Here is a 22,032-nt window from a genome sequence, read left to right as displayed (position 1 = left end):
CCGTGCCCTGTGAAGGAGACCCCGATGCCCCTGTCGCCGTTGGAGTTGCTGAAGATCGACCACCTGCTGACCGAGGACGAACGCGACATCGCGGCCACCGTCCGCTCGTTCGTCGACCGCCGGGTCAAGCCGCAGGTCGCCGATTGGTACGACCGCGGCGAGATCGATCTTGGCCTGGTCAAGGAGGCCGGCTCGCTGGGGCTGCTCGGCATGCATCTGACCGGCTACGGCTGCGCCGGCACCACTGCGGTCTGCTACGGCCTGGCCTGTCTGGAACTGGAGGCCGGCGACTCCGGTGTCCGCAGCCTGGTGTCGGTGCAGGGATCGCTGGCCATGTTCGCGATCTGGAAGTTCGGCAGCGAAGAGCAGAAACAGACCTGGCTGCCCCGGATGGCGGCCGGTGAAGCGCTCGGCTGCTTCGGGCTCACCGAGCCGGACTTCGGCTCCAATCCCGCCGGGATGCGTACCCATGCCGTACGGGACGGCGACGACTGGGTGCTGAACGGCACCAAGATGTGGATCACCAACGGCAGTGCGGCCGATGTCGCCGTGGTCTGGGCGCAGACCGATCCGGACCGGCCGGGCAAGGGAATTCGCGGTTTCGTCGTCCCGACCGACACCCCGGGGTTCAGCGCGCCCAAGATCACCAAGAAGCTGTCGCTGCGGGCCTCGATCACCTCGGAGTTGATCCTGACCGACGTCCGGCTGCCGGCTGACGCGGTGCTGCCGGAGGTGGAGGGGTTGCGGGGCCCGCTGTCCTGTCTGAACGAGGCCCGCTTCGGGATCGTGTTCGGAGCCCTGGGCGCGGCGCGGGACTGTCTGGAGACCACCCTGGCCTACGCGGCGACCCGGGAGGTGTTCGACCGTTCACTGGGCGGCTATCAGCTCACCCAGGCCAAACTCGCCGACATGGCGTTGGAGTTGCAGAAGGGCTTCCTGCTGGCGCTGCACCTGGGACGGCTGAAGGATGATCATCGGCTCGATCCGCAGCAGATCAGTCTGGGCAAGCTGAACAACACCCGGGAGGCGATCGCGATCGCCCGGACCTGCCGGACCATCCTGGGAGCCAACGGCATCACCGGCGAGTATCCGATCATGCGACACGCCAACAATCTGGAGTCGGTGCTCACCTACGAGGGCACCAGCGAGGTGCACCAACTGGTGATCGGCCAGGCGTTGACCGGGGAGAACGCCTTCTCCTGATCCGCGGCATCGACGACGCGGATATCCTGCATTCGGTTGCACGAGTCGTAGCGGACCCCTTGACGTTCGCGCGGCACCGTCGCTAGCGTCATCGTGCAATCGACTGCACAGAGGAGCAGCATGCGCCGCGTCGGCATCATCGGCATCGAGAACAGCCACACCGATCACTTCATCCGCCACCTCAACGACGAGCAACGATTCCCCGGCACCGAAGTCACGGCGATCCTTCGTGGCGAGGACACCCGGGTCGCTCGGGTCACCCACAACCGGTCGTTGACGGTCGTCGACGACCCGACCGCCATGATCGGCTCGGTCGATGCGGCCATCGTCTGCAGCCGCGACGGTGCATTGCATCGCCCGCAGGCCGAGCCGCTGCTGGCCGCCGGGATCCCTGTCCTGGTGGACAAACCGCTGGCAACCAGCGTCCAGGACGCCGACGCCCTGATCGCCGCGGCCGACAGCTCGGCGGTCCCGCTGCTCTCGGCCTCCGCGGTCCGGTTCACCCCCGGCGTCGGTGCCCTGCTGGCGGCGCGCGACGACGGCGGCCCGCTGACGGCGGTCTCGGTGACGGGTCCGGCGGACCCGGCCAGCCCGTGGTCGGGTCTGTTCTTCTACGGAATCCATGTGGTCGAGACGGCCTTCGAGCTGATCGGCGCGGCCGGTGTGTCGGCCGACCTCGACCGACTGGCCGTCCATCGGGAGACCGAGACCGTCGTCGTCACCACCTCGATCGACGGTATTGCTGCCACGCTTCGGTTCGTGGAGCCGGATGAGCACGGACAGGTGCCGTTCAGCGCGGCGGTCTTCGGCCGGCACGGGAGCTCGTCCCGCGATCTCCCGCTGGGACCCGACTACAACCTGCCGCTCCTGGAACGCTTCGTTGCCGTCCTGGACGGCACCACAGCGCCGCCCGCTCGACAGGATCTGATTGCCCCGGTGGCCCTGACCGCGGCGATCCGCGATCAACTCCGGACGCCTGCGGCGGTGCAGAGCTGATGCCCGCGGCAAGCGAGCCGGCCGTCTCCCCGATCGCGGTCTCCCCGATCGCGGTCTCCCCGATCGCGGTCGGGATCGTCGGCCTCGGTCGCAGCGGATGGAACATCCACGCCGCCGGGCTGGAGCAGCTGCCGCAGCACTTCCGGGTGGCAGCCGTCGCCGACCAGGACGGCGACCGACGAGCCGAAGCCGAGCAACGTTTCGGCTGCGCGACCTATGCCGAGCCCGCAGACCTGCTCGCCGACAGCGCGGTCGAACTCGTCGTGGTCGCGACGCCGTCACACACCCATGTCCCGGTGGCCTCGGCGGCGCTGACGGCGGGCAAACATGTGTTGATCGAGAAGCCGGCGGCGACCAGCACCGCAGAAGTCGATCAGCTGACCGAGCTGGCAACCGCCGGCGGCCGGGTCGTCACAGCCTTCCAGAACCAGCGCCTCGACCCGTCCTTCCTCGTCGTCCGGGACCTGATCGACGACGGCCGGATCGGTGAACCGCTGCTGATCCGGCGGACCACGCACCGTTACACCCGCCGCGACGATTGGCAGACGCTGCGCCGTCTGGGTGGCGGTGAGCTCCCCAACACGGCGCTGCATTTCCTTGATCAACTGATGACCCTGATCCCGGACACCGAGCTGCAGGTCTTCGCCGATCTGCGGCACACCATCACCGCCGGCGATGCCGAGGATCACGTCAAGCTGACCATCCGACCCGATCATGGTCCGGTGATCGACCTGGAATCCAGCATGGTGGTCGCCAGCCCGCAGGACTCCTGGTTCGTGGTCGGCACCCTGGGAACCATCACCGGCACCGCGAGCCGGCTGCGGGTCCGCAGCACCGACATCTCCGACCTGCCTGAGCGGCAGGCGAAGACCGGGGCTGCCGCCGGCCGGACCTATCCGGCGGCAGAGGATCTGGAGTGGACCGAGACCGAGATCAGCGTCCCGCCACCGGACCAGCGGACCACCGGCTTCTACGAGAAGTTGTACGACACCATCCGCAACGGCACCGAGCCGTTCGTCACGATGGCCAGCGTGCGCCGCGTTGTCGAGGTGATGACAACGGCCCGGCGGCTGGCGGACTTCCCGTGATGATCACGGTCGGTATTCTCGGTCTCGGCGGCATCGGCAGCACGCATGCCCGGGCGCTCGCCTCGTTGGCCGAGGCGGGTGTCGCGGTCCGGCTGATCGCCTACAGCGGAGGATCGGCAGCACTGGCCGCCGACTGCGGCTGGCCGCAGGCTCGCCGACTGGATCCGGCCGAGTTGATCACCGATCCCGATGTCTCGGTGATCGCGATCTGCTCTCCCAGCGGGCTGCACGAGGAGCACGCACTCGCCGCGCTGGCAGCTGGCAAACACGTGGTGGTGGAGAAACCGATGGCAGTCAGCACGGCCGGCGCCACCGCCGTCCGTGATCGGGCCGAACGATCCGGCCTGATCGTCAGCCCGCTGGCCCAACGACGATTCGAACCGCTGAACGTCGCCCTGCGACAGGCGATCTCGTCCGGCAAGCTCGGCCGGATCGTCCTCGGCGAGACCTTTGTCCATTGGTATCGCCACCCCGACTACTACCGCGAGGCCGGCTGGCGCGCCGAAGCAGCCGGCGGTGGCGGCTCCCTGATGAATCAGGGACTGCACAACGTCGATCTGCTCTGCTGGCTGCTCGGCGGCGTGACGAGAGTGACCGGCCTGACCGCGACACTCGGCCACGACATCGCGACCGAGGACACCGCGGTCGCGGCGCTGCAGTTCACCGGTGGCGCCCTCGGAGTGGTCGCGACCACGACGGCGACGCCGCCGGGCACGCCGTCGGAGCTGTCGATCTGGACCTCGACCGGCTCGGCCCGGATCGATCAGAACGGCATCCGTGCCTGGGATTTCGCCGCCGTGCCGCGGCCGGCCGAACCGGACCTGGCCGTCACCGGAGCGTCCGACCCGGCGGCGATCGGGATCTCCGGACACCTGGCCCAGTGGTCCGACGTGCTGGACGCGGTGATCACCGGTCGACGCCCGATGATCACCGCCGACGACGGTGTGGCCACGGTGTCCGTCCTGGACGGGATCTACCGAGCCGCGGCCGACGGCCGGACGGTCAGCGGGACCGCCGGCCTGGAGGTCGGCCGATGACTCGGCCGCCGACGATCTACTCGCTGGCTGCCGATCTCGGTGTCCACGCATCCACGGTGTCCCGGGCTTTCTCCCGGCCCGAGTTGATCACTCCGGAGATCCGGGACCGGGTGCTGGCTCGGGCAGCCGAAGTGGGCTATCGCCCCAATCAGGCGGCCCGTAGCCTGGTCACCGGCCGTAACGCCGCCATCGGCCTGGTGCTGCCCGACATCGAGAACCCGTTCTTCCCACCGCTGGTCCGAGCGACCCAGGCCGCTTCCTCCGGGGCCGGCCGGCGAGTGATCCTGTCGGACGGCGAGATGCGGCCGGATCGTGAGCTGGAGCTTTCGGCGGAGCTGGCCGAGCACGTGGACGGGCTGCTGATCGCGTCGCCGCTGAACACGCCGGCCGCGTTGCGGGAAGCGACCGGCGGCACTCCGGTGGTGTTGATCAATCGCCGCAGCAGCGGGTTCAGTTCGGTGATCGTCGACAACTCCGCGGCACTCCGTGATGCCGCCCAGGAGTTGACCGCCCGCGGACACCGGCGGATCGCCTTCCTCGGTGGCCCGGACGACTCCTGGACCGCCGCCCGACGGGCCACCGCGATCCGCCGCTGGTCGTCGTCGGACGCCGACGTCGTCCAGGTGGGCGGGTTCGACGCCTCCTACGACGGCGGCCGACGAGCGGCCGAGGCCTTGGCACACAGCGGTGCAACGGCCGGCATCGCCTTCGACGACCTGATGGCCTGCGGTGTGCTCGCCGGACTCGCCGAACACGGGATCTCGGTCCCCCGCGACTTCAGCCTGATCGGCTGCGATGACGTGTTGATCAGTCGCGTCCTGACGCCGCCGCTGACGACCATCGCCGCGCCGATCGAGGAGTTGGGGCGGCTCGCCGTCGAAACCCTCGACGAGTTGATCACGACGCCCGATCGGCCATCGCGGAGCCGGACCCTGCGGGGAGCCCTGGTGGTCCGTGCCAGCATCGGCCCTCCACCCCGGCGGCTCCGCACCTTCCTGAGCTGACCACCGACCCGGCCCATTATCCGTACCAGGCAAGGAAAGTACGCATCATGTCGAACCGTCAGCCCACCGTCCGTGTCGCCGACAGCGCCGCCGAGGCAGGTACCGCCGCCGGTCTGGCCGCGGCCGAGGCCATCCGGGCCGCGATCAGTGACTCCGGCCACGCTCGCGTGATCTTCGCCTCTGCCCCGTCCCAGCAGGACATGATCAGCACCCTGGCCGATCAGCAGCTGGACTGGTCGGCGGTGCAGGCCTTCCACATGGACGAATACATCGGGCTGGCCCCGGATCATCCTCAGTCCTTCGGACAGTGGCTTGCCGACCGGCTGCCGGCCGGGCTGGGCTCGTTCGATCGGATCCTTCCCGGCAGCGATCCGGAGTCCGAACGACGCCGCTACGCCGCCGCCCTGCAGGCGCCGGTCGACCTTGTCTGCATGGGGATCGGAGTGAACGGCCACATCGCGTTCAACGAGCCCGGCAGCGATTTCGACGACCTCGAGCTGGTCCGGCAGATCGAGCTCGACCAGCTGTCGCGACAGCAGCAGGTCGACGACGGCTGCTTCGCCGCCCTGACCGACGTCCCGACCGCTGCGCTGACGGTGACGATCCCACCGTTGGTCGCCGCCCGGACGATCGTCTGCACCGTGGTCGGGCCACGGAAGGCATCCGCGGTGGCCGCAGCGCTGACCGGTGCGGTGGATCCGTCCTGTCCGGCAAGCATCCTGCAGCACCGCGACCGGGCCGGCATCTACCTCGATCGATCGGCAGCGGCGGATCTTCCTGTCTGACAACGCGATCCGGATCTGTGATCAAGGAGCGGTTCATGATCGACACCATCGTCCTCGGCGCCGCGCACCCGCACGTCGACTACCTGCTGACCGAGGCAGCCGCGACGGCCGACGTCCGGGTCGTCGCAGCGGCCGAGCCGGATCCGGTTGCGCGTGAGCGATTCCTCCGCGCCGTCCAGGCACCGGTGTACGCCGACCCGGATCGGGCGCTGGCCGAGCACCCGGCAGCCGTCGGCGTCGTCTGCGGCGTCTACAGCCGGCGCGCCGAGCTGGTGATCGACTGCCTGCAACGCGGGATGTCGGTCCTGGTCGACAAACCGATGTGCACCGGCCTTGATCAACTCCGAGCGATCGAACGGGCCGCCGCAGAGTCAGCGGGATCGTTGGCGATCATGTTCGACAAGCGGTTCTATCCCGAGACCCTGGCGCTGACCGAGGTGGTGCACTCCGGGGAACTCGGCGACCTGGTCCAGCTGAGCAGCACCGGACCGCACAAGCTGCTGCAACCGACTCGACCGGACTGGTTCTTCAGCCGGCACGGCTACGGCGGGATCGCCAATGACCTGCCGGTGCACGACATCGACATCCTGCTCCGACTGACCGACGCGACGTCTGGCCGGGTCGCCGCGATCACCGGCAACCACAGCGTCACTGACCATCCGGAGTTCGCGGATCAGGTCGGGCTGATCATCGACACCGGCGGCCTACTGGCCATGATCGACGCCAACTGGCTGCAGCCCGATGCCGCAGCGGTGCACGGCGATTACCGGATGCGGATCGTCGGCACCGAAGGCACCGCCGATGTCGACTGGCCGCGACACCGGGTCACCGTGACCACCCGCAACACACCGGAACGGACCCTCGAGCTCGCGACGCCGACCCGACCGGTGCAGTTCTACTTCGACGCGCTGCGGACCGGCGAGCAGCCGGCCGTCACGACCGCACAGTCGATCCTGGCCACCCGCATCGCGCTGACCGCCCAACTCAGCGCCGACAACGACGGAGCCTGGAAGACCTTCTGAGACCCTCCGCCGAGAAACCTCGCTACTCGGTGTTGCTAAATACCGGTACTCGTGCTTACTATGTACTGGTAGTCATCAACGCTGAGTAGTGAGGAGGGGGTCGTGGGCAAACAGGCGACCGAGATGCTCAAGGGCACCCTGGAGGGCATCGTGGTGGCGATCCTGGCCGGCCGGTCCGCGTACGGGTACGAGATCACGGCCTGGCTGCGCGAGCAGGGTTTCACCGACATCGCCGAGGGCACGATCTACGCCCTGCTGGTCCGCATCGAACAGCGCGGACTGGTGGACGTGGAGAAGGTGCCGTCGGAGAAGGGCCCCCCGCGCAAGGTGTATTCGCTGAACACCCGCGGCGAGGCCTATCTGGAGGAGTTCTGGGCGACCTGGAGCTTCCTCGCCGAACGCATCGAACAACTCCGCAACCAACACGCACATCCGCAGAAAGAAGGAAAGTGATCATGGCAGCACCCCGTTGGATCGAAGCACTCACCGGATCCCTGGAGGACAAGAAGCGCTGGCGGGCCTACAAGGCCCGGGTACGCGAGCTGCCGGCCGGCTACCGCACCGCGGTCGAGGGCATCGAACGGTATCTGATGTACACCGGCCCGGCCGACGGTGAGTACCTGATCCAGATGATCGAGGACCTCGGCGACCTGTTCGAACGCGCAGCGGCCGACGGCACGCCGATCAAACAGATCGTCGGCGACGACCCGGTCGAATTCGTCGAGACGTTCAAGAGCAACTACGGAATCAGCGCCTGGATCAGCAAGGAACAGCGTCGGCTCAACGACGCGATCCAGCACGCCGAGAGTCAGGAGCAACCGCAATGACGACCGCCGTCAACGCACCGAACGGACCCGCGATCCGGGTCCAGGGCATCGAGAAGTCCTTCAAGGACGTGCAGGTGCTGCGCGGCGTCGACTTCGACGTCGCACCCGGCAGCATCTTCGCCCTGCTCGGCTCCAACGGAGCCGGCAAGACGACGCTGGTCCGGATCCTGTCCACGTTGCTCAAGGCAGACGCCGGCACGGCGACCGTCGAGACCTTCGACGTGGCAACGCAGCCGCAACAGGTCCGGGAAGCGATCAGTCTGACCGGCCAGTTCGCCGCGGTGGATGAGATCCTCACCGGTCGGGAGAATCTCGTCCTGGTCGCCCGGCTGCGCCATCTGTCGGACCCCGGTGCCGTTGCCGACGACCTGCTCGAGCGGTTCTCCCTCACCGACGCCGGCGGCCGCAAGGCATCGACCTATTCCGGCGGCATGCGGCGCCGGCTGGACATCGCGATGAGTCTGATCGGCGACCCGTCGGTGATCTTCCTCGACGAGCCGACCACCGGCCTCGACCCGCAGGCCCGCAACGAGGTCTGGCAGACCGTCAGGCACCTGGCCGACAACGGCACCACCGTGCTGCTGACCACCCAGTACCTCGACGAGGCCGAGCAACTCGCCGACCGGATCGCGATCCTGCACCGGGGAACGATCATCTCCAACGGCACCCTGGCCGAACTCAAACAACTGCTGCCGCCGGCCGAGGTCAGCTACGTCGAGAAGCAGCCGTCGCTGGAGGACGTGTTCCTCACGCTGATCGGTGACACCGAGGACCCCGACCTGACAGCTCCTACCGGAAAGGAAGTCCGATGACCAGTCACGTCATCGCCGACACCGGTGTCCTCACCGGCCGCTCGCTGCGCCACATCCTGCGCAGCCCGGACACGATCATCACCACCGCGATCACACCGATCGCCCTGATGCTGCTGTTCACCTTCGTCTTCGGCGGAGCGATCAACATCGGCAGCGATCAGTCCTACATCGACTACATGTTGCCCGGGATCCTGCTGATCACCGTCGCCTCCGGCATCTCCTACACCGCCTACCGGCTCTTCCTCGATCTGAAGGGTGGCATCGTCGAACGCTTCCAGTCGATGCCGATCGCCAGGTCGAGTGTGCTGTGGGGACACGTCCTGACCTCGTTGGTGTCCAACCTGGTCTCGGTCGCGCTCGTCATCGGAGTCGCGTTGATCATGGGCTTCCGGAGCGGGGCCGGTATCGGCGGCTGGCTGGCAGTCGCCGGCATCCTGGTCCTGTTCACCCTCGCCCTGACCTGGGTCGCGATGATCGCCGGGCTGTCGGCGAAGAGCATCGACGGCGCTACCGCGTTCAGCTACCCGCTGATCTTCCTGCCGTTCATCAGTTCGGCCTTCGTGCCCACCGATTCGATGCCCGGGCCGGTCGCCTGGTTCGCCGAGAACCAGCCGGTGACCTCGATCGTGAACACGCTGCGAGCGCTCTTCAGCCAACAGCCGGTCGGCAACGACATCTGGATCGCCCTGGTCTGGCTGGTCGTCATCCTGATCGCCGCCTACGCGGCCGCGGCCGCGGTCTACCGCCGCCGGATCAGCTGAACCTCACCGCGGCTGATCATCGCGGCCGAGCCGCCGGCCGCCGATGATCACCTCCCGAACCGTCAGGTCCGGATTCCACAGCACCAGGTCGGCGCAGGCTCCGGGGCTGATCACTCCGAGATCACTGCGACCGAGCACCGCTGCCGGGGTCGAGGTCATCATCGCCAACACCTCGTGCAGCGGCCACCCGAGGTCCTGGACAAGAAGACGCAACATCTCGTCCAGCAGGGTGGTACTGCCGCCGAACACCTGCTGACCGTCGACCATCCCGACACCGTCCTGCACCCGGCAGTGCACGGTGCCCAGCGGATAGCGGTACCCCTCGGGCATGCCGGCGCCGGGTGTCGCGTCGGAGACGACGACGAGCCGGTCGGCGACGCTCCGTCGGGCCAGCTCCAGCAACGTCGGCGGCAGATGTTTGCCGTCGGCGATGATCTCGGCCGTCAGACCGGATGCCAGGGAGGCCTCCAGGATCCCCGGCACCCGCCAGGGCCCCCTCCTGGTGAAGGTCGACTGCCCGCTCCACAGGTGGGTGACGTGGCTGGCGCCGGCGGCGACGCCGGCATCGAAATCGTCCTGATCGCCGTTGCTGTGCCCGATCGCGGCTACGATGCCGAGTTCGCTGCAGCGGCTGATCAACTCGGGCACTCCCGGCAGCTCCGGGGCGAGGGTGATCATGGTCAGCGGGTCGGCCTCGGCAGCGATCAGCTCCAGGTCGGCGGCTGTCGGGCTGCGGAGCGCGGCCGGGTCGTGGGCGCCGGCCTGGTCCTGGGACAGGAAGGGCCCCTCCAGATGGATCCCTGCGATCGTCGCTCGGCCGGGCCTCGATCCGACCGCACCGGAGATGGCGGTGATCATGGCGTCCAGTTGCTCGGTGGTCGCCGACACCAGGGATGCCTGAACGGTACTGATGCCTCGTCGCGCCAGGTTCTCGGTCAGTACGGCGATCCCGTCCGGATCGCCGTCACCGAAGGAGGTTCCGAAGCCGCCGTGCAGATGCAGATCGATCAGCCCCGGACTGATCACCGCCCCATCGGCCTCGATCACCGGCACGCCGGCCTCGATCACCGGCGCATCGGCCGCCTGCAGCTGGTTTCCGGTGCGTTGGACCGCGACGATCCGACCGGCGGCGATGGCCACGTCGACCTGCTCCGGTCCGTCGGGTCGCGGGATGCTCGCCGCACGGATCACGAGATCGGGGCGGTGTCGGGGCGTCGAGGACGTCACCGGACGACCTTAGCCGTCCGAGCCGCGGACCGATCAGCCGGTCAGCCCCGCCTTCCGGAGGGCGTCGGCCATCGCACTGTTGGCCGGCATCCGATCCCGTGCCGGCCGGCCGGGCTTCTTCCCGCCACGACGATCACCGCCGTTGCCGGCGCGCTTGCTCTTGTTCGGCCCGCCAGCGGGCTGCTTGTCCGACGCAGCACCCGACGGTGCTGCGGGCAGCTCGTCGTCCAGTCGCAGGGTGAGGGAGATCCGCTGCCGCAAGGTGTCGACGTCCAGCACCTTGACCTTGACCAGGTCACCGGGCTTGACCACGTCCCGCGGATCGGAGACGAAGCTCTTGGACAGTGCGGAGACGTGAGCCAGCCCGTCCTGATGCACTCCGACGTCGATGAAGGCGCCGAAGGCGGCGACGTTGGTGACCTGGCCTTCCAAGATCATTCCAGGAACCAGATCGGTGAGCTTCTCCACGCCGTCGGCGAACGAGGCGGTGACAAAGGCCGGACGTGGGTCGCGTCCCGGCTTCTCCAACTCGGCGAAGATGTCGGTGACCGTCGGCAGCCCGACCTGATCGTCGGTGAAATCCTTCGGTTTCAGCCCGGTCAGTACGCCGGGCTTGCCGATCAGGGAATCATGATCAACGCCGGCGGCGGCCTGGATCCGCCGGACCACCGGATAGGACTCCGGGTGGACGGCGGAGGCGTCGAGTGGTTCGTCGCCGTCGATGATCCGCAGGAAGCCGGCGGCCTGTTCGTAGGCCTTCGGTCCAAGGCGGGGAACCTGCTGCAACGCGGTCCGAGATCGGAACGGGCCGCATTGATCACGATGCCGGACGATCCCGGCAGCCAGCGAGGCGGTGATCCCCGACACCCGGGTCAGCAGCGGTGCCGATGCGGTGTTGACGTCGACACCGACCGCGTTCACACAGTCCTCGACGACCGCATCCAGCGACCGCGACAGGCCGACCTCGGACAGGTCGTGCTGATACTGACCGACGCCGATCGACTTCGGATCGATCTTGACCAACTCGGCCAGCGGATCCTGCAATCGACGAGCGATCGACACTGCTCCGCGCAACGACACGTCGAGCTCGGGCAGCTCGTCGGAGGCGTAGGCCGATGCCGAGTAGACCGAGGCGCCGGCCTCCGACACCACGGCCTTGGTCAGCTCGAGCTCGGGGTGCTTGATGATCAACTCCGCAGCCAGCTTCTCGGTCTCCCGGGAGGCGGTGCCGTTGCCGATGGCGATCAGCTCGACCCGATGCGCGGCGCACAGTTCTGCCAACCTGGCCAGCGATGCGTCCCACTGGTTCTTCGGAACGTGCGGATAGATCACGCCGGTGTCGACGACTTTGCCGGTGGCGTCCACGACGGCCACCTTGACGCCGGTCCGGAAGCCGGGGTCCAGCCCGAGGGTCGGCCGGGTGCCGGCCGGCGCTGCCATCAGGACGTCCTTGACGCCGGTGGCGAAGACACTGATCGCCTTCTCCTCGGCCAGTTGCCGCAGCCGGATCCGGATGTCGACTCCGAGCGTGATCAGGATCTTGGTCCGCCAGGCCCAGCCGACGACACCCTGCAGCCAGCGATCGGCGGCCCGGCCGAGGTTTTCGACGCCGAACCGTCGGGCGATCAGCTGCTCGTAACCGGTCGGGCCGAGCGTGCTGGCTGCGGCAGCTTCCTCGTCGGTCGCCGTCGGTGAGATCGACAGGGTCAGCACGTCCTCCTTCTCACCGCGGTTGAGGGCGAGGATCCGATGCGACGGCAGGCTGCTGAAGGACTCGGCGAAGTCGAAGTAGTCGGAGAACTTCGCGCCGTCGGTCTCCTTGCCCTCGCGCACCTTCGACACCAGTCGGCCGGTCTTCCACAGGCGTTCGCGGAGTTCACCGATCAGGTCGGCGTCCTCGGCGAAGCGTTCGATCAGGATCGCTCGGGCACCGTCCAGCGCAGCCGTGATGTCGGCGACGCCGCGGTCGGCGTCGACGTAGCCGGCGGCGGTCTGCTGCGGATCGAGCGTCGGATCGCCGAGCAGTGCGTCGGCCAACGGCTCCAGGCCGGCCTCCCTGGCGATCATCGCCTTGGTCCGCCGCTTCGGCTTGTACGGCAGGTAGATGTCCTCCAGCCGGGCCTTGGTGTCGGCGCCGACGATCTGGGCGCGCAGGTCGTCGGTCAGCTTTCCCTGACTCTCGATCGACTCCAGGATCGCCTGCTTGCGTTCGTCCAACTCACGCAGATAGCGCAGCCGCTCCTCCAGGGTGCGCAGCTGGGCGTCATCCAGACCGCCGGTCACCTCCTTGCGGTAGCGGGCGATGAACGGCACCGTCGACCCGTCGTCGAGCAGCGCCACCGCCGCGATGACCTGCCCTGTTCCGACACCCAGTTCTTCGGCGATCCGGCTCTCGACCGTCTGCAGCTGCACCTGTGAATCCTCCCGAGCAATCGCACCGCCGCAGATCCGGCGGCGGGTGTTGAGGGAAGCATTCTGCCTGGTGTCGGGCTGAATCACCGAGTCCGGCCCCGGCCGGAGCGTCGGCTCGGCGGCCGGTGATACTGGCGGCATGATCAACACGCGCGAGATCCGACTGGTTTCTCGTCCCGAGGGCGAACCGTCGGCGGAGAATTTCGCCCTGGTGGAGACCACGCTGCCCGACCCGGGTCCGGGCGAGGTCGCGGTGCACAACCTGGCGATGTCGGTCGACCCGTACATGCGGGGACGGATGAACGACACCCCGTCGTACGCGCCGCCCTGGGAGCTGGACCAGGCAGCGCTCGGCGCTGCGGTCGGCGAGGTGACGGCTTCCGGCAGCGACCGGGTCGGAGTCGGCAGCCTGGTGTTGCACGGCCTCGGCTGGCGGGAGGACGCGGTGCTGGCGGCCGATCAGGTCGTGCTGCTGCCCCGCCGCGAGGATGTCGCACCGTCCCGCTATCTGGGCGCTCTCGGGATGCCCGGTCGGACCGCGTACGCCGGTCTGTTCCGGGTCGCGGCGTTCCGGCCCGGTGACACCGTCTTCGTCTCGGCGGCCGCGGGAGCGGTCGGCAGCATGGTCGGGCAGCTGGCCAGGCTGGCCGGCGCGTCCCGGGTGATCGGCAGCGCCGGCAGCAAGGCCAAGGTCGACCACCTGATCAACGACCTCGGCTTCGATGCCGCCTTCGACTATCACGACGGTCCGGCTGCGGAGTTGCTGGCTCGGGCGGCGCCGGACGGCATCGACGTCTATTTCGACAATGTCGGCGGCGACCAACTGCAGGCTGCGATCGGCGCGATGAAGCTGCACGGCCGGATCGCCGTCTGCGGGATGATCTCGCAGTACAACGCGACCGCCCCGACCCCCGGCCCCAGCAATCTGGCCCTGTTCATCGGGCGACGGATCACGATGACCGGTTTCCTGGTCGCCGACCACGATGATCTTGCCGACGAGTTCGCCAGCAAGGTCGGCGGCTGGCTCGCCGACGGCAGCATCGTCGCCGAGGAGACGGTGGTGGACGGGCTCGATCACGCGGTGCAGGCGTTCATCGGGCTGCTACGTGGTCAGAACACCGGGAAGATGATCATCAGCCTGTAGTGGCCGTCAGCGTCAGGTCGACGACCACCGGAACATGGTCGGAGGCCCGACCGATCAGCTCGGGTGACAGTCCCAGCGCCGTCAGGTCGACCGGGACACTCGACACGTCCGGGGTTGCCCAGACGACGTCGATGCGATGCTGCGGCGCGGCTGCCGGGAAGGTCGGCCGGGCCCGTTCTGCTGCGGCGTGCTGATCGATCAGTCCGGTGTCGGCCGCCAGCTTCCAGACCGGGCCGCCGAGCCGTTCGTTGATGTCGCCGACCACCAGGTACGGACCGCTGAGCGGCGCAAGCTCGAGGACTTGATTGAGCTCGCCGATCCGGCCCTGGTTGTGCAGGCCGAGATGGCAGCCGATCACCGTCAGCGTCCGCCGATCGACCGTGGTCCGGGCAGCGACGGCTCCGTTGAGCACCTGCAGCGTCCGGTGCTTGCGGCCCCTTCGGATCAGCGGCCGACGGATCCACCGGGTCCGGAACTCCCAACGTCCGGGATCCTTGACGAAGGCACCCGATCGACCGCGACCTGCGATGTAGTGCAACCCCACCTCGCGGGCGAACGCCAGCCGGCGCCGGCGCGTCCCCCACCAGGTCGGCGCCTCCTGGATCATCGCCAGATCCGGCGAGCAGGCCCGGATCACCGTGGCCAGGGCAGCACGATCGTCACGCCACCGATGGACGTTGTAGGTCATCAGCCTCACGGAGGAACGGTAACCCGCCGGAGCTCTATAGGGTGCTGCTGTGCGGGAGCTGCGGCGGTCGGTGCTGAGCCTGATCTGCTGTGCCGTGCTGGTCGGCTGCGCCGACGCCGGGCCGAACCCGACCGGATCCGCGAACCGGACACCCGCACTCACCGAGTCACCGGCTGCCGCCTCTCCGACCGGCCCGATCTCGCCGACCGATGCGACCTCGCCGACCGATGCGACCTCGCCGACCAGGGCGCCCGCTACCGCATCAGCCCGGTCCGGCACACCGACGCACCCGTCCGCTGCTCCGACCCGTTCGTCTGCTGCACCGGTGATCATCATCGACCCGGGGCACAGCGGACGGTCGATCCGCAGGACCGAGCCGACTACCGGACTGACCGACTTCGACTACCCCAATGCCCCGGAGATGCACGAGGTGTACGAGGTCAGCACCTGTGTCGCCGACGGGCTGCGTGACCTCGGCTACCGGGTGATCATGACCAAGAAGGACGCCGACGACACCGTCGGCCTGGCCGAGCGGGCCCGGATCGCGAACAAGGCGAAAGCCGATCTGGCGATCAGTGTGCACAACGATCACGGCCAGAACCCCGCCTTCCAGGCGGTCTACAGCCAGCGCGGCATCAGGCACGGCGACCGCTACCGGCCGATGTGGCGCGGCAGCGGCAGCAACCGGACGGTCTTCGATCACCCGGCCGTCGCCCGGGCGAGCGCGCGGTATGCGCGGGTGATCGCCCGCGAGCGCGGTGCGGTACTTGCTGCCGAGGTCGACGTTGCCGAGGAGAACTTCTCCGGCCGGGCCGGGCTCGAGCCGGGCAACCTGGCTCTGGTCCAACTGCTGGCCGAGGTTCCCTGGGTCTACAACGAGGCCGGTGCGCTGACGGGTGGGTCGACCACCCGGAGGATGACGAGGGCCGCTCAGACCGCGTACGCCGAAGGTCTGCTGCAGGGTGTGGTCTCGGCCGTACCGGGCCCGGACGCCGGCACCGAACCGGCATCGCCCCGTGAGCTGCGGAGCTGCATCGACAGGCAGCACAAGTTGTAGGGTCGGCTGCATGGCCACCGCCACCCGATCTCGTACCAAGCGCAGGTCCGCAACGGGCACCGCAGCTCCCTTCGCCGACGTCGTCGCCGACGAAGGCTCGCTGCGTCGTTTCCTGGACGGTCTGCCGGGCGTCGACCCGGTCGCGTTGGAGCAACGCGCCGCCGCACTGGCGACCCGCTCGATCAAGAAGGAATCCAAACAGGCCGCCATCGATCTGGCGATCTCGATGGTCGACCTGACCACGCTGGAGGGCGCGGACACCGCCGGCAAGGTTCGCAACCTGGTCCGCAAGGCTCTGCAGCCCGACCCGGAACTGGCCGACACCCCGCGGGTGGCGGCTGTCTGCATCTACCCCGATCTGGTGCCGATCGCCGCCGAGGCCCTGGCCGGCTCCGAGCAGACCGGGACCAAGATCAACATCGCGTCGGTGGCGACCGCGTTCCCGTCCGGCCGGGCGGCGACCGAGGTCAAGATCGCCGATGTCGGCACCGCGGTCGACGCCGGCGCCGACGAGATCGACATGGTGATCGACCGGGGCGCCTTCCTGGCCGGCAACTACGGCAAGGTGTTCGACGAGATCGTGGCGGTCAAACAGGCCGCCGGGAGCGCCCGGCTGAAGGTGATCCTGGAGACCGGTGAGCTGGCAACCTACGACAATGTCCGCAGGGCGTCCTGGCTGGCGCTGCTGGCCGGCGGCGACTTCATCAAGACCTCCACCGGCAAGGTCAGCCCGGCCGCGACGTTGCCGGTCACCCACGTGATGCTGCAGGCGGTCAAGGACTGGAAGCGGATCACCGGCGAACAGCGGGCAGTCAAACCGGCCGGCGGGATCCGGACCGCCAAGGACGCGATCCGTTACCTGGTTGCGGTCCGCGAGGTGGCCGGCCCGGAGTGGCTGGACCCGCACTGGTTCCGATTCGGCGCATCGTCGGTGCTGAACGATCTGATCATGCAACGTCGCAAGATGCTCTCCGGGCACTACTGGGGCGCCGACTACGTGACCGTTGACTGAGACGAACCGAATTGATCACGGCGGAACGGAATTGATCATGGCCACAGGTATCGACTGGGAATACGCACCGGCCCCGGAGTCGGAGGCGATCGCGCGGGTCAAGAAGCGCTATCTGCCCTTCATCGACGGCAAGTTCATCGAGGGCGGGGGCGACGACCTGATCACCGTCAATCCCGGCCGGGCGGTCGATCTGGCGACGGTCTCGACGGTGAACAGGGCCGACCTGGACACCGCGGTCGCCGCGGCGCGGCGGGCCTACGACGGCCCGTGGTCGGCGCTGTCCGGTGCCGAGCGTGGCAAATACCTGTTCCGGATCGCCCGGGGTATCGCCGAGCGGGCCCGTGAGCTGGCAGTGTTGGAGAGCTTGGACAACGGCAAGCCGATCAAGGAGACACGGGATTTCGACGTCCCGACCGCGGCCCAGCACTTCTTCTACCACGCCGGCTGGGCCGACAAGCTCCCCTACCTCGGCCACGGTCCGGCGCCCCGCCCGCTGGGCGTCGCCGGTCAGGTGATCCCGTGGAACTTCCCGCTGTTGATGGCGGCCTGGAAGATCGCGCCGGCGCTGGCCGCCGGTAACACGGTGGTGATCAAGCCGGCCGAGACGACCCCGTTGTCGATCTTGGTGCTGGCCGAGATCATTGCCGACGCCGACCTGCCTCCGGGCGTGGTCAACGTGGTCCCGGGAGCCGGCGACATCGGGGCGGAGTTGGTCAACCACTCCGGCATCGACAAGGTCGCCTTCACCGGTTCAACCGCTGTCGGCAAGCAGATCCAGCAGTCGCTGGCCGGCACCGGACGCAAGCTGACACTGGAACTGGGCGGCAAGGGCGCCAACATCGTGTTCGCCGATGCCGCCCTCGATCAGGCAGTCGAGGGCATCGTGAACGGGATCTTCTTCAACGCCGGCCAGGTCTGTTGTGCCGGTTCCCGGCTGCTGGTGCAGGAGTCGGTCGCCGAGGAGCTGATGGTCCGGCTGCAGGAGCGGGCCGAGACGCTGCGGGTCGGCGATCCGCTGGACAAGAACACCGATGTCGGGGCGATCAACTCCTCGGCCCAGCTGTCCAAGATCACCGAGCTGACCGAGGCCGGGATCGCCGAGGGTGCTCAGGTCTGGCGGTCGTCCTGCCCGCTGCCCGACCGTGGCTGGTTCGTCTCCCCCACCATCCTCACCGAGGCGACCGCGTCGATGCGGATCAGCCGGGAGGAGATCTTCGGTCCGGTGCTGTCGGTGATCACCTTCCGTACCCCGGACGAGGCGTTGGCCAAGGCGAACAACTCACCGTACGGGCTGTCCGCCGGTGTCTGGACCGAGAAGGGATCGAGGGCGATGGCGATGGCAGCCCGGCTGCAGGCCGGGGTGATCTGGGACAACACCTTCAACCGTTTCGATCCGGCGGCCGCGTTCGGCGGCTACCAGGAGTCCGGTTTCGGACGCGAGGGCGGACCGTCCGGGCTGGCGGCCTACCTGGCCACCGATGACGAGCCGATCCTCGCCGGCGAGACCAAGGAGGCCTGATCGTGGGTGTCGCAGTGAGCAAGACCTACAAGCTGTACGTCGGTGGGGCCTTTCCGCGTTCGGAATCGGGCCGCACCTATCAGGTCAGCGATGCGGGAGGGAGCTTCATGGCCAACGCAGTGCTGGCCTCACGCAAGGACGCCCGGGATGCGGTCGCCGCCGCGCGCAAGGGCTTCGGCGGCTGGGCCAAGGCCACCCCGTACAACCGCGGTCAGGTGATCTATCGGATCGCCGAGATGCTGCAGGGGCGAGCGGCCGAATTCGTCGAACTGTTGATCACCAGTCGCGGTGTTGATCATGAAACGGCCGCGGCCGAGGTGGACGCGGCGATCGACCGGCTGGTGCACTATGCGGGGTGGACCGACAAGTTGACAGCGGTGTTCGGTTCGGCCAATCCGGTGTCGGCGCCGTACTTCTCCTATTCCGCACCGGAACCGACCGGTGTGGTCGCGATCGTCGCGCCGACCGACGCGCCACTGCTGGGCCTGGTGTCGGTGATCGCGCCGGTGATCGCCGGAGGGAATGCCTGCGTGGTGATTGCCGCCGAGGCCGACCCGTGCGTTGCGGTGACCTTCGGTGAGGTGCTGGCGACCTCGGACGTGCCCGGTGGCGTGGTGAACATCCTGACCGGACAGCCGGCCGAGATCGCGCCGCATCTGGCGACTCATGCAGACGTGAATGCGTTGGACCTGACCGGCGCCGCCGGTGAGCTGGCGACCGCACTGGCCCGGGACGCTGCCGGCACCGTCAAGCGGGTCTATCGACCGAGCGGGCGACCGGATTTCGCGGCGGCGCCCGGGACCGCTCGGCTGCGGGCCTTCCTGGAGATCAAGACGGTGTGGCATCCGACCGGTTCGCCGTCACTGGCCGGCGGGAGCAGCTACTGAGTCGCAGGGTCGTCCTGCTGGCGGGCCCTTCCGGCAGTGGCAAGTCGCGGGTGGCGCGACTGGCCGGTTGCCCGAGCCTCAATCTGGACGACTTCTACTACGACGCCGATCATCCTGATCTTCCGCTGCTGACAAAGTCAGATCGGGGGTTCGAGGGGGGCGCGCCCCTTGCCGTGCAGATCGATTGGGACGATCCTGGCAGCTGGAACGCTGCCGAAGCGGTGGCTGCGGTCGATCAACTGCTGCAGTCCGGCACTGCCGAGGTCCCGCGCTACGACATCTCCCGCAGCGCCCGGGTCGGCAGCCACCGGGTCGACCTCGGTGACGCGACCTGCTTCGTCGCCGAGGGAGTGTTCGGGATGGAGATGGCCGAGCACTGCCGGTCGGCCGGGGTGACAGTCGAGCGCCTCTTCCTCGATCGGCCCCGGATCCTGGTGATGATCTTGCGGTTCGTCCGCGATCTCCGCGAGCATCGCAAGCCGCTGCCGATGCTGGTCCGGCGAGGTCTGGCGCTCTATCGGGCCGACGCCGGGCTGCGACGCCGAGCGCTGGCCGCGGACTTCCGGATGGTCGGTCTGCGACAAGCGCTCTCGGTGATCAGCGGTTCCTGATCATGGAACTCCAGCAGGATCAGGAGTCCGCTGCGGTCAGGATCTCCGCCTCGTCCTCGGCACCCAGATCCTCTTCCCGGTCAATGTGCGCAATCGCCTTCCGGCCGATGGTGAGCACGATCAGACCGACCGCGAACGCGCCGGCGCCGAAGACGAACGGGATCCCCGCACCGAGGTGAGTGGAAATCGGCCCGGCGACGGCCGGGGCGACGGCGCCGCCGAGGAACCGAATCCCGCTGTAGGTGGACGATGCGACCGCCCGTGGCAGATCGGTGGCCTCCATCACCGCCTCGGTCATCACCGTGTTCATCACGCCCAGGAAGAGGCCACCGACGATCACGCAGATGGTCACCACGGCGAAGGTGTGCACACCGAAGGCCATCACCAGCTCGATGATCGCCAGGCAGCCCATCGCCAGGTAGATGCTGTTCCGGCGGCCGATGCCGTGGGCCAGCCGTTGAGCGACGAAGACCGAGGTGAAGGCCAGGCAGATCCCCCAGCCGAAGAACACCAGACCGAGCTGGATGGCTCCGAAGGCCTCCGGACCCCACAGTTGCTTGGCCGCATCATCGAGTGGGAACGGGCTGTAGGCCAGCAGGGTGAAGAAGCCGAAGTTGTAGAACAGTGCGACCAGTCCGAGGGTGAGCAGCGCCTTGTTCCGCAGTGCCGCCAGTGGTGCGCCGATGCTGATCCGGGGCACGTTCTGCGTCGTCTTGCCGAGCAACACCAGGATCGCGATCAGGCCGATCGCCATCAGCACCGCGGTGCCGAAGAACGGTCCGCGCCAGCTGATGGTGCCGAGCAGACCGCCGACCAGCGGACCGATCGCGATGCCGACACCGAGCGCGCTCTCGTACAGGATGATCGCTCGATCGACACCACCGCTGGCGGCGCCGACGATGGTGGCCAGCGCGGTGGAGATGAACAGCGCGTTGCCCAATCCCCAGCCGGCACGGAAGCCGATGATCATGTCGACGGTGCTGGATGATCCGGCCAGCGCGGCGAAGATCACGATCAGTACCAATCCGATCAGCAGCGTCTTCTTCGCGCCGATCCGACTGGAGACGAAGCTGGTGAAGAACATCGCCAGCCCGGTGATGATCAGATAGCTGGTGAACAGCAGCATCGCCTGGGAGGGTGTTGCGTTCAGTTCCGAGCTGATGGCGGGCAGGATCGGATCGACCAGTCCGATGCCCATGAAGGCGATCACAGAGGCGAACGCGACAGCCCAGACGGCCTTGCTCTGATGGAGAATCGACGGTTGGGCCGACGACTTTGCTGGTGCACTCACGCGCTGATGTCCTCCTCGTGGACGGTCCTGCTGTCGGCATCCCGCGGATCACGCGGTCCGCTCAGGCTGCTGGTCAATCTGTTGATGACGGCGATCGCGGACCGCAGTTCGTCGGGGTCCACCGGTGACTGTTCACCCAGCCGGTCGTGGATCAGCCGGGCGGTCCGACCACGGGTCGCGGCCAAGCGCCGGCGGCCGCTGTCGGTGAGATTGACCAGCCAGGCCCGCCCGTCGGCCGGATCGGCGACCCGAGCGGCGAGCCCGTCGGTCTCCAGACGCTTGATCATCGCGGTCGCGGTGGGCTGGGAACAGTGGTCGAGTTCGGCGAACTCGCTGACCCGTAACGGACCGGCCTCCTCCAGCGTTGCCATAGCTCGCCAGATCGCCGACGGATCGGCCGTGCGATTGAGCCGGGACGCGGTCCGGGTGAACCGGGCACAGGCCAACAGCAGCTCGCCGGGTTCGGCGGCTGCCGCTTGCCGGTCGCCCGGGTCCACCGTCGATTGCATCGTCACACTATGGAATATTACATAGCCTTTCTAAGCAATGCAAGCGTCGACCCCGCAACACTAGAATCGGTTTCGTCGGCGGTCGTTCGCATGGATAACCGGCCGTCGACGAACGGTCCGAACCATGCCCGGCCATCCGA

The 22,032-nt window shown here is 68.1% G+C and carries 22 protein-coding genes; 17 read left to right on the top strand and 5 right to left on the bottom strand.

Translation table 11 applies throughout. The annotated features are described in order from the left end of the window. Window positions 1–24: 24 nt before the first annotated feature. The 11 genes from BLU38_RS19605 to BLU38_RS19555 all read left to right on the top strand — a co-directional run bounded on the left by BLU38_RS19605 (window position 25) and on the right by BLU38_RS19555 (window position 9,535). Window positions 25–1,203 carry an acyl-CoA dehydrogenase family protein gene (locus BLU38_RS19605; RefSeq protein WP_091532805.1) on the top strand — a complete coding sequence of 393 codons (1,179 nt, stop codon included), beginning with the start codon at window positions 25–27 and terminating at the stop codon, window positions 1,201–1,203. Between the two features lie 120 nt (window positions 1,204–1,323). After that, entirely contained in the window at window positions 1,324–2,199 is an 876-nt protein-coding gene (locus BLU38_RS19600) for a Gfo/Idh/MocA family protein (RefSeq protein WP_091527127.1), read from the top strand. Further along, window positions 2,199–3,287 (top strand): Gfo/Idh/MocA family protein, encoded by a 1,089-nt coding sequence (locus BLU38_RS19595; RefSeq protein ID WP_091527126.1) that lies wholly within the window; start codon window positions 2,199–2,201, stop codon window positions 3,285–3,287. The genes BLU38_RS19600 and BLU38_RS19595 overlap by 1 nt, the downstream gene beginning before the upstream one ends. Beyond that, entirely contained in the window at window positions 3,287–4,324 is a 1,038-nt protein-coding gene (locus BLU38_RS19590; protein WP_091527125.1) for a Gfo/Idh/MocA family protein, read from the top strand. The genes BLU38_RS19595 and BLU38_RS19590 overlap by 1 nt, the downstream gene beginning before the upstream one ends. Continuing rightward, entirely contained in the window at window positions 4,321–5,328 is a 1,008-nt protein-coding gene (locus tag BLU38_RS19585) for a LacI family DNA-binding transcriptional regulator (protein ID WP_091527124.1), read from the top strand. The genes BLU38_RS19590 and BLU38_RS19585 overlap by 4 nt, the downstream gene beginning before the upstream one ends. 47 nt (window positions 5,329–5,375) lie before the next feature. Continuing rightward, a complete protein-coding gene (locus BLU38_RS19580; protein ID WP_091527123.1) occupies window positions 5,376–6,113 on the top strand; it encodes a 6-phosphogluconolactonase in 738 nt (245 codons plus the stop codon). A gap of 35 nt (window positions 6,114–6,148) precedes the next feature. After that, window positions 6,149–7,135 (top strand): Gfo/Idh/MocA family protein, encoded by a 987-nt coding sequence (locus tag BLU38_RS19575; RefSeq protein WP_091532803.1) that lies wholly within the window; start codon window positions 6,149–6,151, stop codon window positions 7,133–7,135. A 102-nt stretch (window positions 7,136–7,237) separates the two neighbouring features. Further along, window positions 7,238–7,588: a PadR family transcriptional regulator gene (locus BLU38_RS19570; RefSeq protein ID WP_091527122.1), complete on the top strand. Its 351-nt coding sequence runs from the start codon at window positions 7,238–7,240 to the stop codon at window positions 7,586–7,588. 2 nt (window positions 7,589–7,590) lie between these two features. Further along, entirely contained in the window at window positions 7,591–7,962 is a 372-nt protein-coding gene (locus BLU38_RS19565) for a DUF1048 domain-containing protein (protein WP_091527121.1), read from the top strand. Further along, on the top strand, window positions 7,959–8,774 hold the full coding sequence (locus BLU38_RS19560; RefSeq protein ID WP_091527120.1) for an ABC transporter ATP-binding protein: 816 nt from the start codon (window positions 7,959–7,961) through the stop codon (window positions 8,772–8,774). The genes BLU38_RS19565 and BLU38_RS19560 overlap by 4 nt, the downstream gene beginning before the upstream one ends. Further along, window positions 8,771–9,535, top strand: coding sequence for an ABC transporter permease (locus tag BLU38_RS19555; protein WP_091527119.1), 765 nt, complete (start codon window positions 8,771–8,773; stop codon window positions 9,533–9,535). The genes BLU38_RS19560 and BLU38_RS19555 overlap by 4 nt, the downstream gene beginning before the upstream one ends. 3 nt (window positions 9,536–9,538) lie before the next feature. Here BLU38_RS19555 and BLU38_RS19550 read toward each other — a convergent pair whose 3' ends face one another. Further along, on the bottom strand, window positions 9,539–10,762 hold the full coding sequence (locus BLU38_RS19550; RefSeq protein WP_091527118.1) for an N-acetylglucosamine-6-phosphate deacetylase: 1,224 nt from the start codon (window positions 10,760–10,762) through the stop codon (window positions 9,539–9,541). Between the two features lie 33 nt (window positions 10,763–10,795). After that, the gene (locus BLU38_RS19545; RefSeq protein WP_269458124.1) at window positions 10,796–13,174 is read right to left on the bottom strand and encodes a Tex family protein; all 2,379 of its coding nucleotides are present in this window, start codon (window positions 13,172–13,174) and stop codon (window positions 10,796–10,798) included. Window positions 13,175–13,313: 139 nt separating this feature from the next. Between BLU38_RS19545 and BLU38_RS19540 the strand changes: the two genes are divergently transcribed. Beyond that, window positions 13,314–14,318: an NADP-dependent oxidoreductase gene (locus tag BLU38_RS19540; protein WP_091527116.1), complete on the top strand. Its 1,005-nt coding sequence runs from the start codon at window positions 13,314–13,316 to the stop codon at window positions 14,316–14,318. On the opposite strand, the gene BLU38_RS19535 is transcribed toward BLU38_RS19540, so the two are convergent. Beyond that, entirely contained in the window at window positions 14,308–15,006 is a 699-nt protein-coding gene (locus BLU38_RS19535) for an endonuclease/exonuclease/phosphatase family protein (protein ID WP_231920415.1), read from the bottom strand. The two genes, BLU38_RS19540 and BLU38_RS19535, sit on opposite strands and share 11 nt — an antisense overlap. A gap of 49 nt (window positions 15,007–15,055) precedes the next feature. Between BLU38_RS19535 and BLU38_RS19530 the strand changes: the two genes are divergently transcribed. Genes BLU38_RS19530 through BLU38_RS19510 form a run of 5 tightly spaced genes read left to right on the top strand, consistent with a single transcriptional unit; the run spans window position 15,056 to window position 20,092 of the window. Beyond that, complete coding sequence (locus BLU38_RS19530; RefSeq protein ID WP_091532801.1) at window positions 15,056–16,063, top strand: N-acetylmuramoyl-L-alanine amidase family protein; 1,008 nt, start codon at window positions 15,056–15,058, stop codon at window positions 16,061–16,063. A 10-nt stretch (window positions 16,064–16,073) separates the two neighbouring features. Continuing rightward, window positions 16,074–17,075, top strand: coding sequence for a deoxyribose-phosphate aldolase (gene deoC, locus BLU38_RS19525; RefSeq protein WP_091527114.1), 1,002 nt, complete (start codon window positions 16,074–16,076; stop codon window positions 17,073–17,075). 37 nt (window positions 17,076–17,112) lie between these two features. Beyond that, window positions 17,113–18,594, top strand: a complete 1,482-nt coding sequence (locus BLU38_RS19520; protein WP_091527113.1) for an aldehyde dehydrogenase family protein — start codon at window positions 17,113–17,115, stop codon at window positions 18,592–18,594. Window positions 18,595–18,596: 2 nt separating this feature from the next. Continuing rightward, window positions 18,597–19,481 carry an aldehyde dehydrogenase family protein gene (locus BLU38_RS19515; RefSeq protein ID WP_231919942.1) on the top strand — a complete coding sequence of 295 codons (885 nt, stop codon included), beginning with the start codon at window positions 18,597–18,599 and terminating at the stop codon, window positions 19,479–19,481. Next, window positions 19,433–20,092, top strand: a complete 660-nt coding sequence (locus tag BLU38_RS19510; RefSeq protein WP_231919941.1) for a nucleoside/nucleotide kinase family protein — start codon at window positions 19,433–19,435, stop codon at window positions 20,090–20,092. Before BLU38_RS19515 ends, BLU38_RS19510 begins: the two co-directional genes overlap by 49 nt. A gap of 19 nt (window positions 20,093–20,111) precedes the next feature. On the opposite strand, the gene BLU38_RS19505 is transcribed toward BLU38_RS19510, so the two are convergent. Both BLU38_RS19505 and BLU38_RS19500 read right to left on the bottom strand, forming a co-directional pair. After that, a complete protein-coding gene (locus tag BLU38_RS19505) occupies window positions 20,112–21,383 on the bottom strand; it encodes an MFS transporter (protein ID WP_269458123.1) in 1,272 nt (423 codons plus the stop codon). Next, on the bottom strand, window positions 21,380–21,892 hold the full coding sequence (locus tag BLU38_RS19500; RefSeq protein ID WP_091527111.1) for a MarR family winged helix-turn-helix transcriptional regulator: 513 nt from the start codon (window positions 21,890–21,892) through the stop codon (window positions 21,380–21,382). Before BLU38_RS19500 ends, BLU38_RS19505 begins: the two co-directional genes overlap by 4 nt. Between the last annotated feature and the right edge of the window lie 140 nt (window positions 21,893–22,032).

Source organism: Microlunatus soli (assembly GCF_900105385.1).
Lineage (GTDB): Bacteria > Actinomycetota > Actinomycetes > Propionibacteriales > Propionibacteriaceae > Microlunatus > Microlunatus soli.
The sequence above is the reverse complement of the archived record's forward strand: the minus strand, read 5'-3'. Positions and strand labels throughout refer to the sequence as shown.

What these genes read in the sequence shown, in the direction of transcription:
- BLU38_RS19605 (WP_091532805.1), top strand. Translation starts at nt 25, where the DNA reads ATGCCCCTGTCGCCGTTGGAGTTGCTGAAGATCGACCACCTGCTGACC.
- BLU38_RS19600 (WP_091527127.1), top strand. Translation starts at nt 1,324, where the DNA reads ATGCGCCGCGTCGGCATCATCGGCATCGAGAACAGCCACACCGATCAC.
- BLU38_RS19595 (WP_091527126.1), top strand. Translation starts at nt 2,199, where the DNA reads ATGCCCGCGGCAAGCGAGCCGGCCGTCTCCCCGATCGCGGTCTCCCCG.
- BLU38_RS19590 (WP_091527125.1), top strand. Translation starts at nt 3,287, where the DNA reads ATGATCACGGTCGGTATTCTCGGTCTCGGCGGCATCGGCAGCACGCAT.
- BLU38_RS19585 (WP_091527124.1), top strand. Translation starts at nt 4,321, where the DNA reads ATGACTCGGCCGCCGACGATCTACTCGCTGGCTGCCGATCTCGGTGTC.
- BLU38_RS19580 (WP_091527123.1), top strand. Translation starts at nt 5,376, where the DNA reads ATGTCGAACCGTCAGCCCACCGTCCGTGTCGCCGACAGCGCCGCCGAG.
- BLU38_RS19575 (WP_091532803.1), top strand. Translation starts at nt 6,149, where the DNA reads ATGATCGACACCATCGTCCTCGGCGCCGCGCACCCGCACGTCGACTAC.
- BLU38_RS19565 (WP_091527121.1), top strand. Translation starts at nt 7,591, where the DNA reads ATGGCAGCACCCCGTTGGATCGAAGCACTCACCGGATCCCTGGAGGAC.
- BLU38_RS19560 (WP_091527120.1), top strand. Translation starts at nt 7,959, where the DNA reads ATGACGACCGCCGTCAACGCACCGAACGGACCCGCGATCCGGGTCCAG.
- BLU38_RS19555 (WP_091527119.1), top strand. Translation starts at nt 8,771, where the DNA reads ATGACCAGTCACGTCATCGCCGACACCGGTGTCCTCACCGGCCGCTCG.
- BLU38_RS19540 (WP_091527116.1), top strand. Translation starts at nt 13,314, where the DNA reads ATGATCAACACGCGCGAGATCCGACTGGTTTCTCGTCCCGAGGGCGAA.
- BLU38_RS19535 (WP_231920415.1), bottom strand. Translation starts at nt 15,006, where the DNA reads ATGACCTACAACGTCCATCGGTGGCGTGACGATCGTGCTGCCCTGGCC.
- deoC (WP_091527114.1), top strand. Translation starts at nt 16,074, where the DNA reads ATGGCCACCGCCACCCGATCTCGTACCAAGCGCAGGTCCGCAACGGGC.
- BLU38_RS19520 (WP_091527113.1), top strand. Translation starts at nt 17,113, where the DNA reads ATGGCCACAGGTATCGACTGGGAATACGCACCGGCCCCGGAGTCGGAG.
- BLU38_RS19500 (WP_091527111.1), bottom strand. Translation starts at nt 21,892, where the DNA reads ATGCAATCGACGGTGGACCCGGGCGACCGGCAAGCGGCAGCCGCCGAA.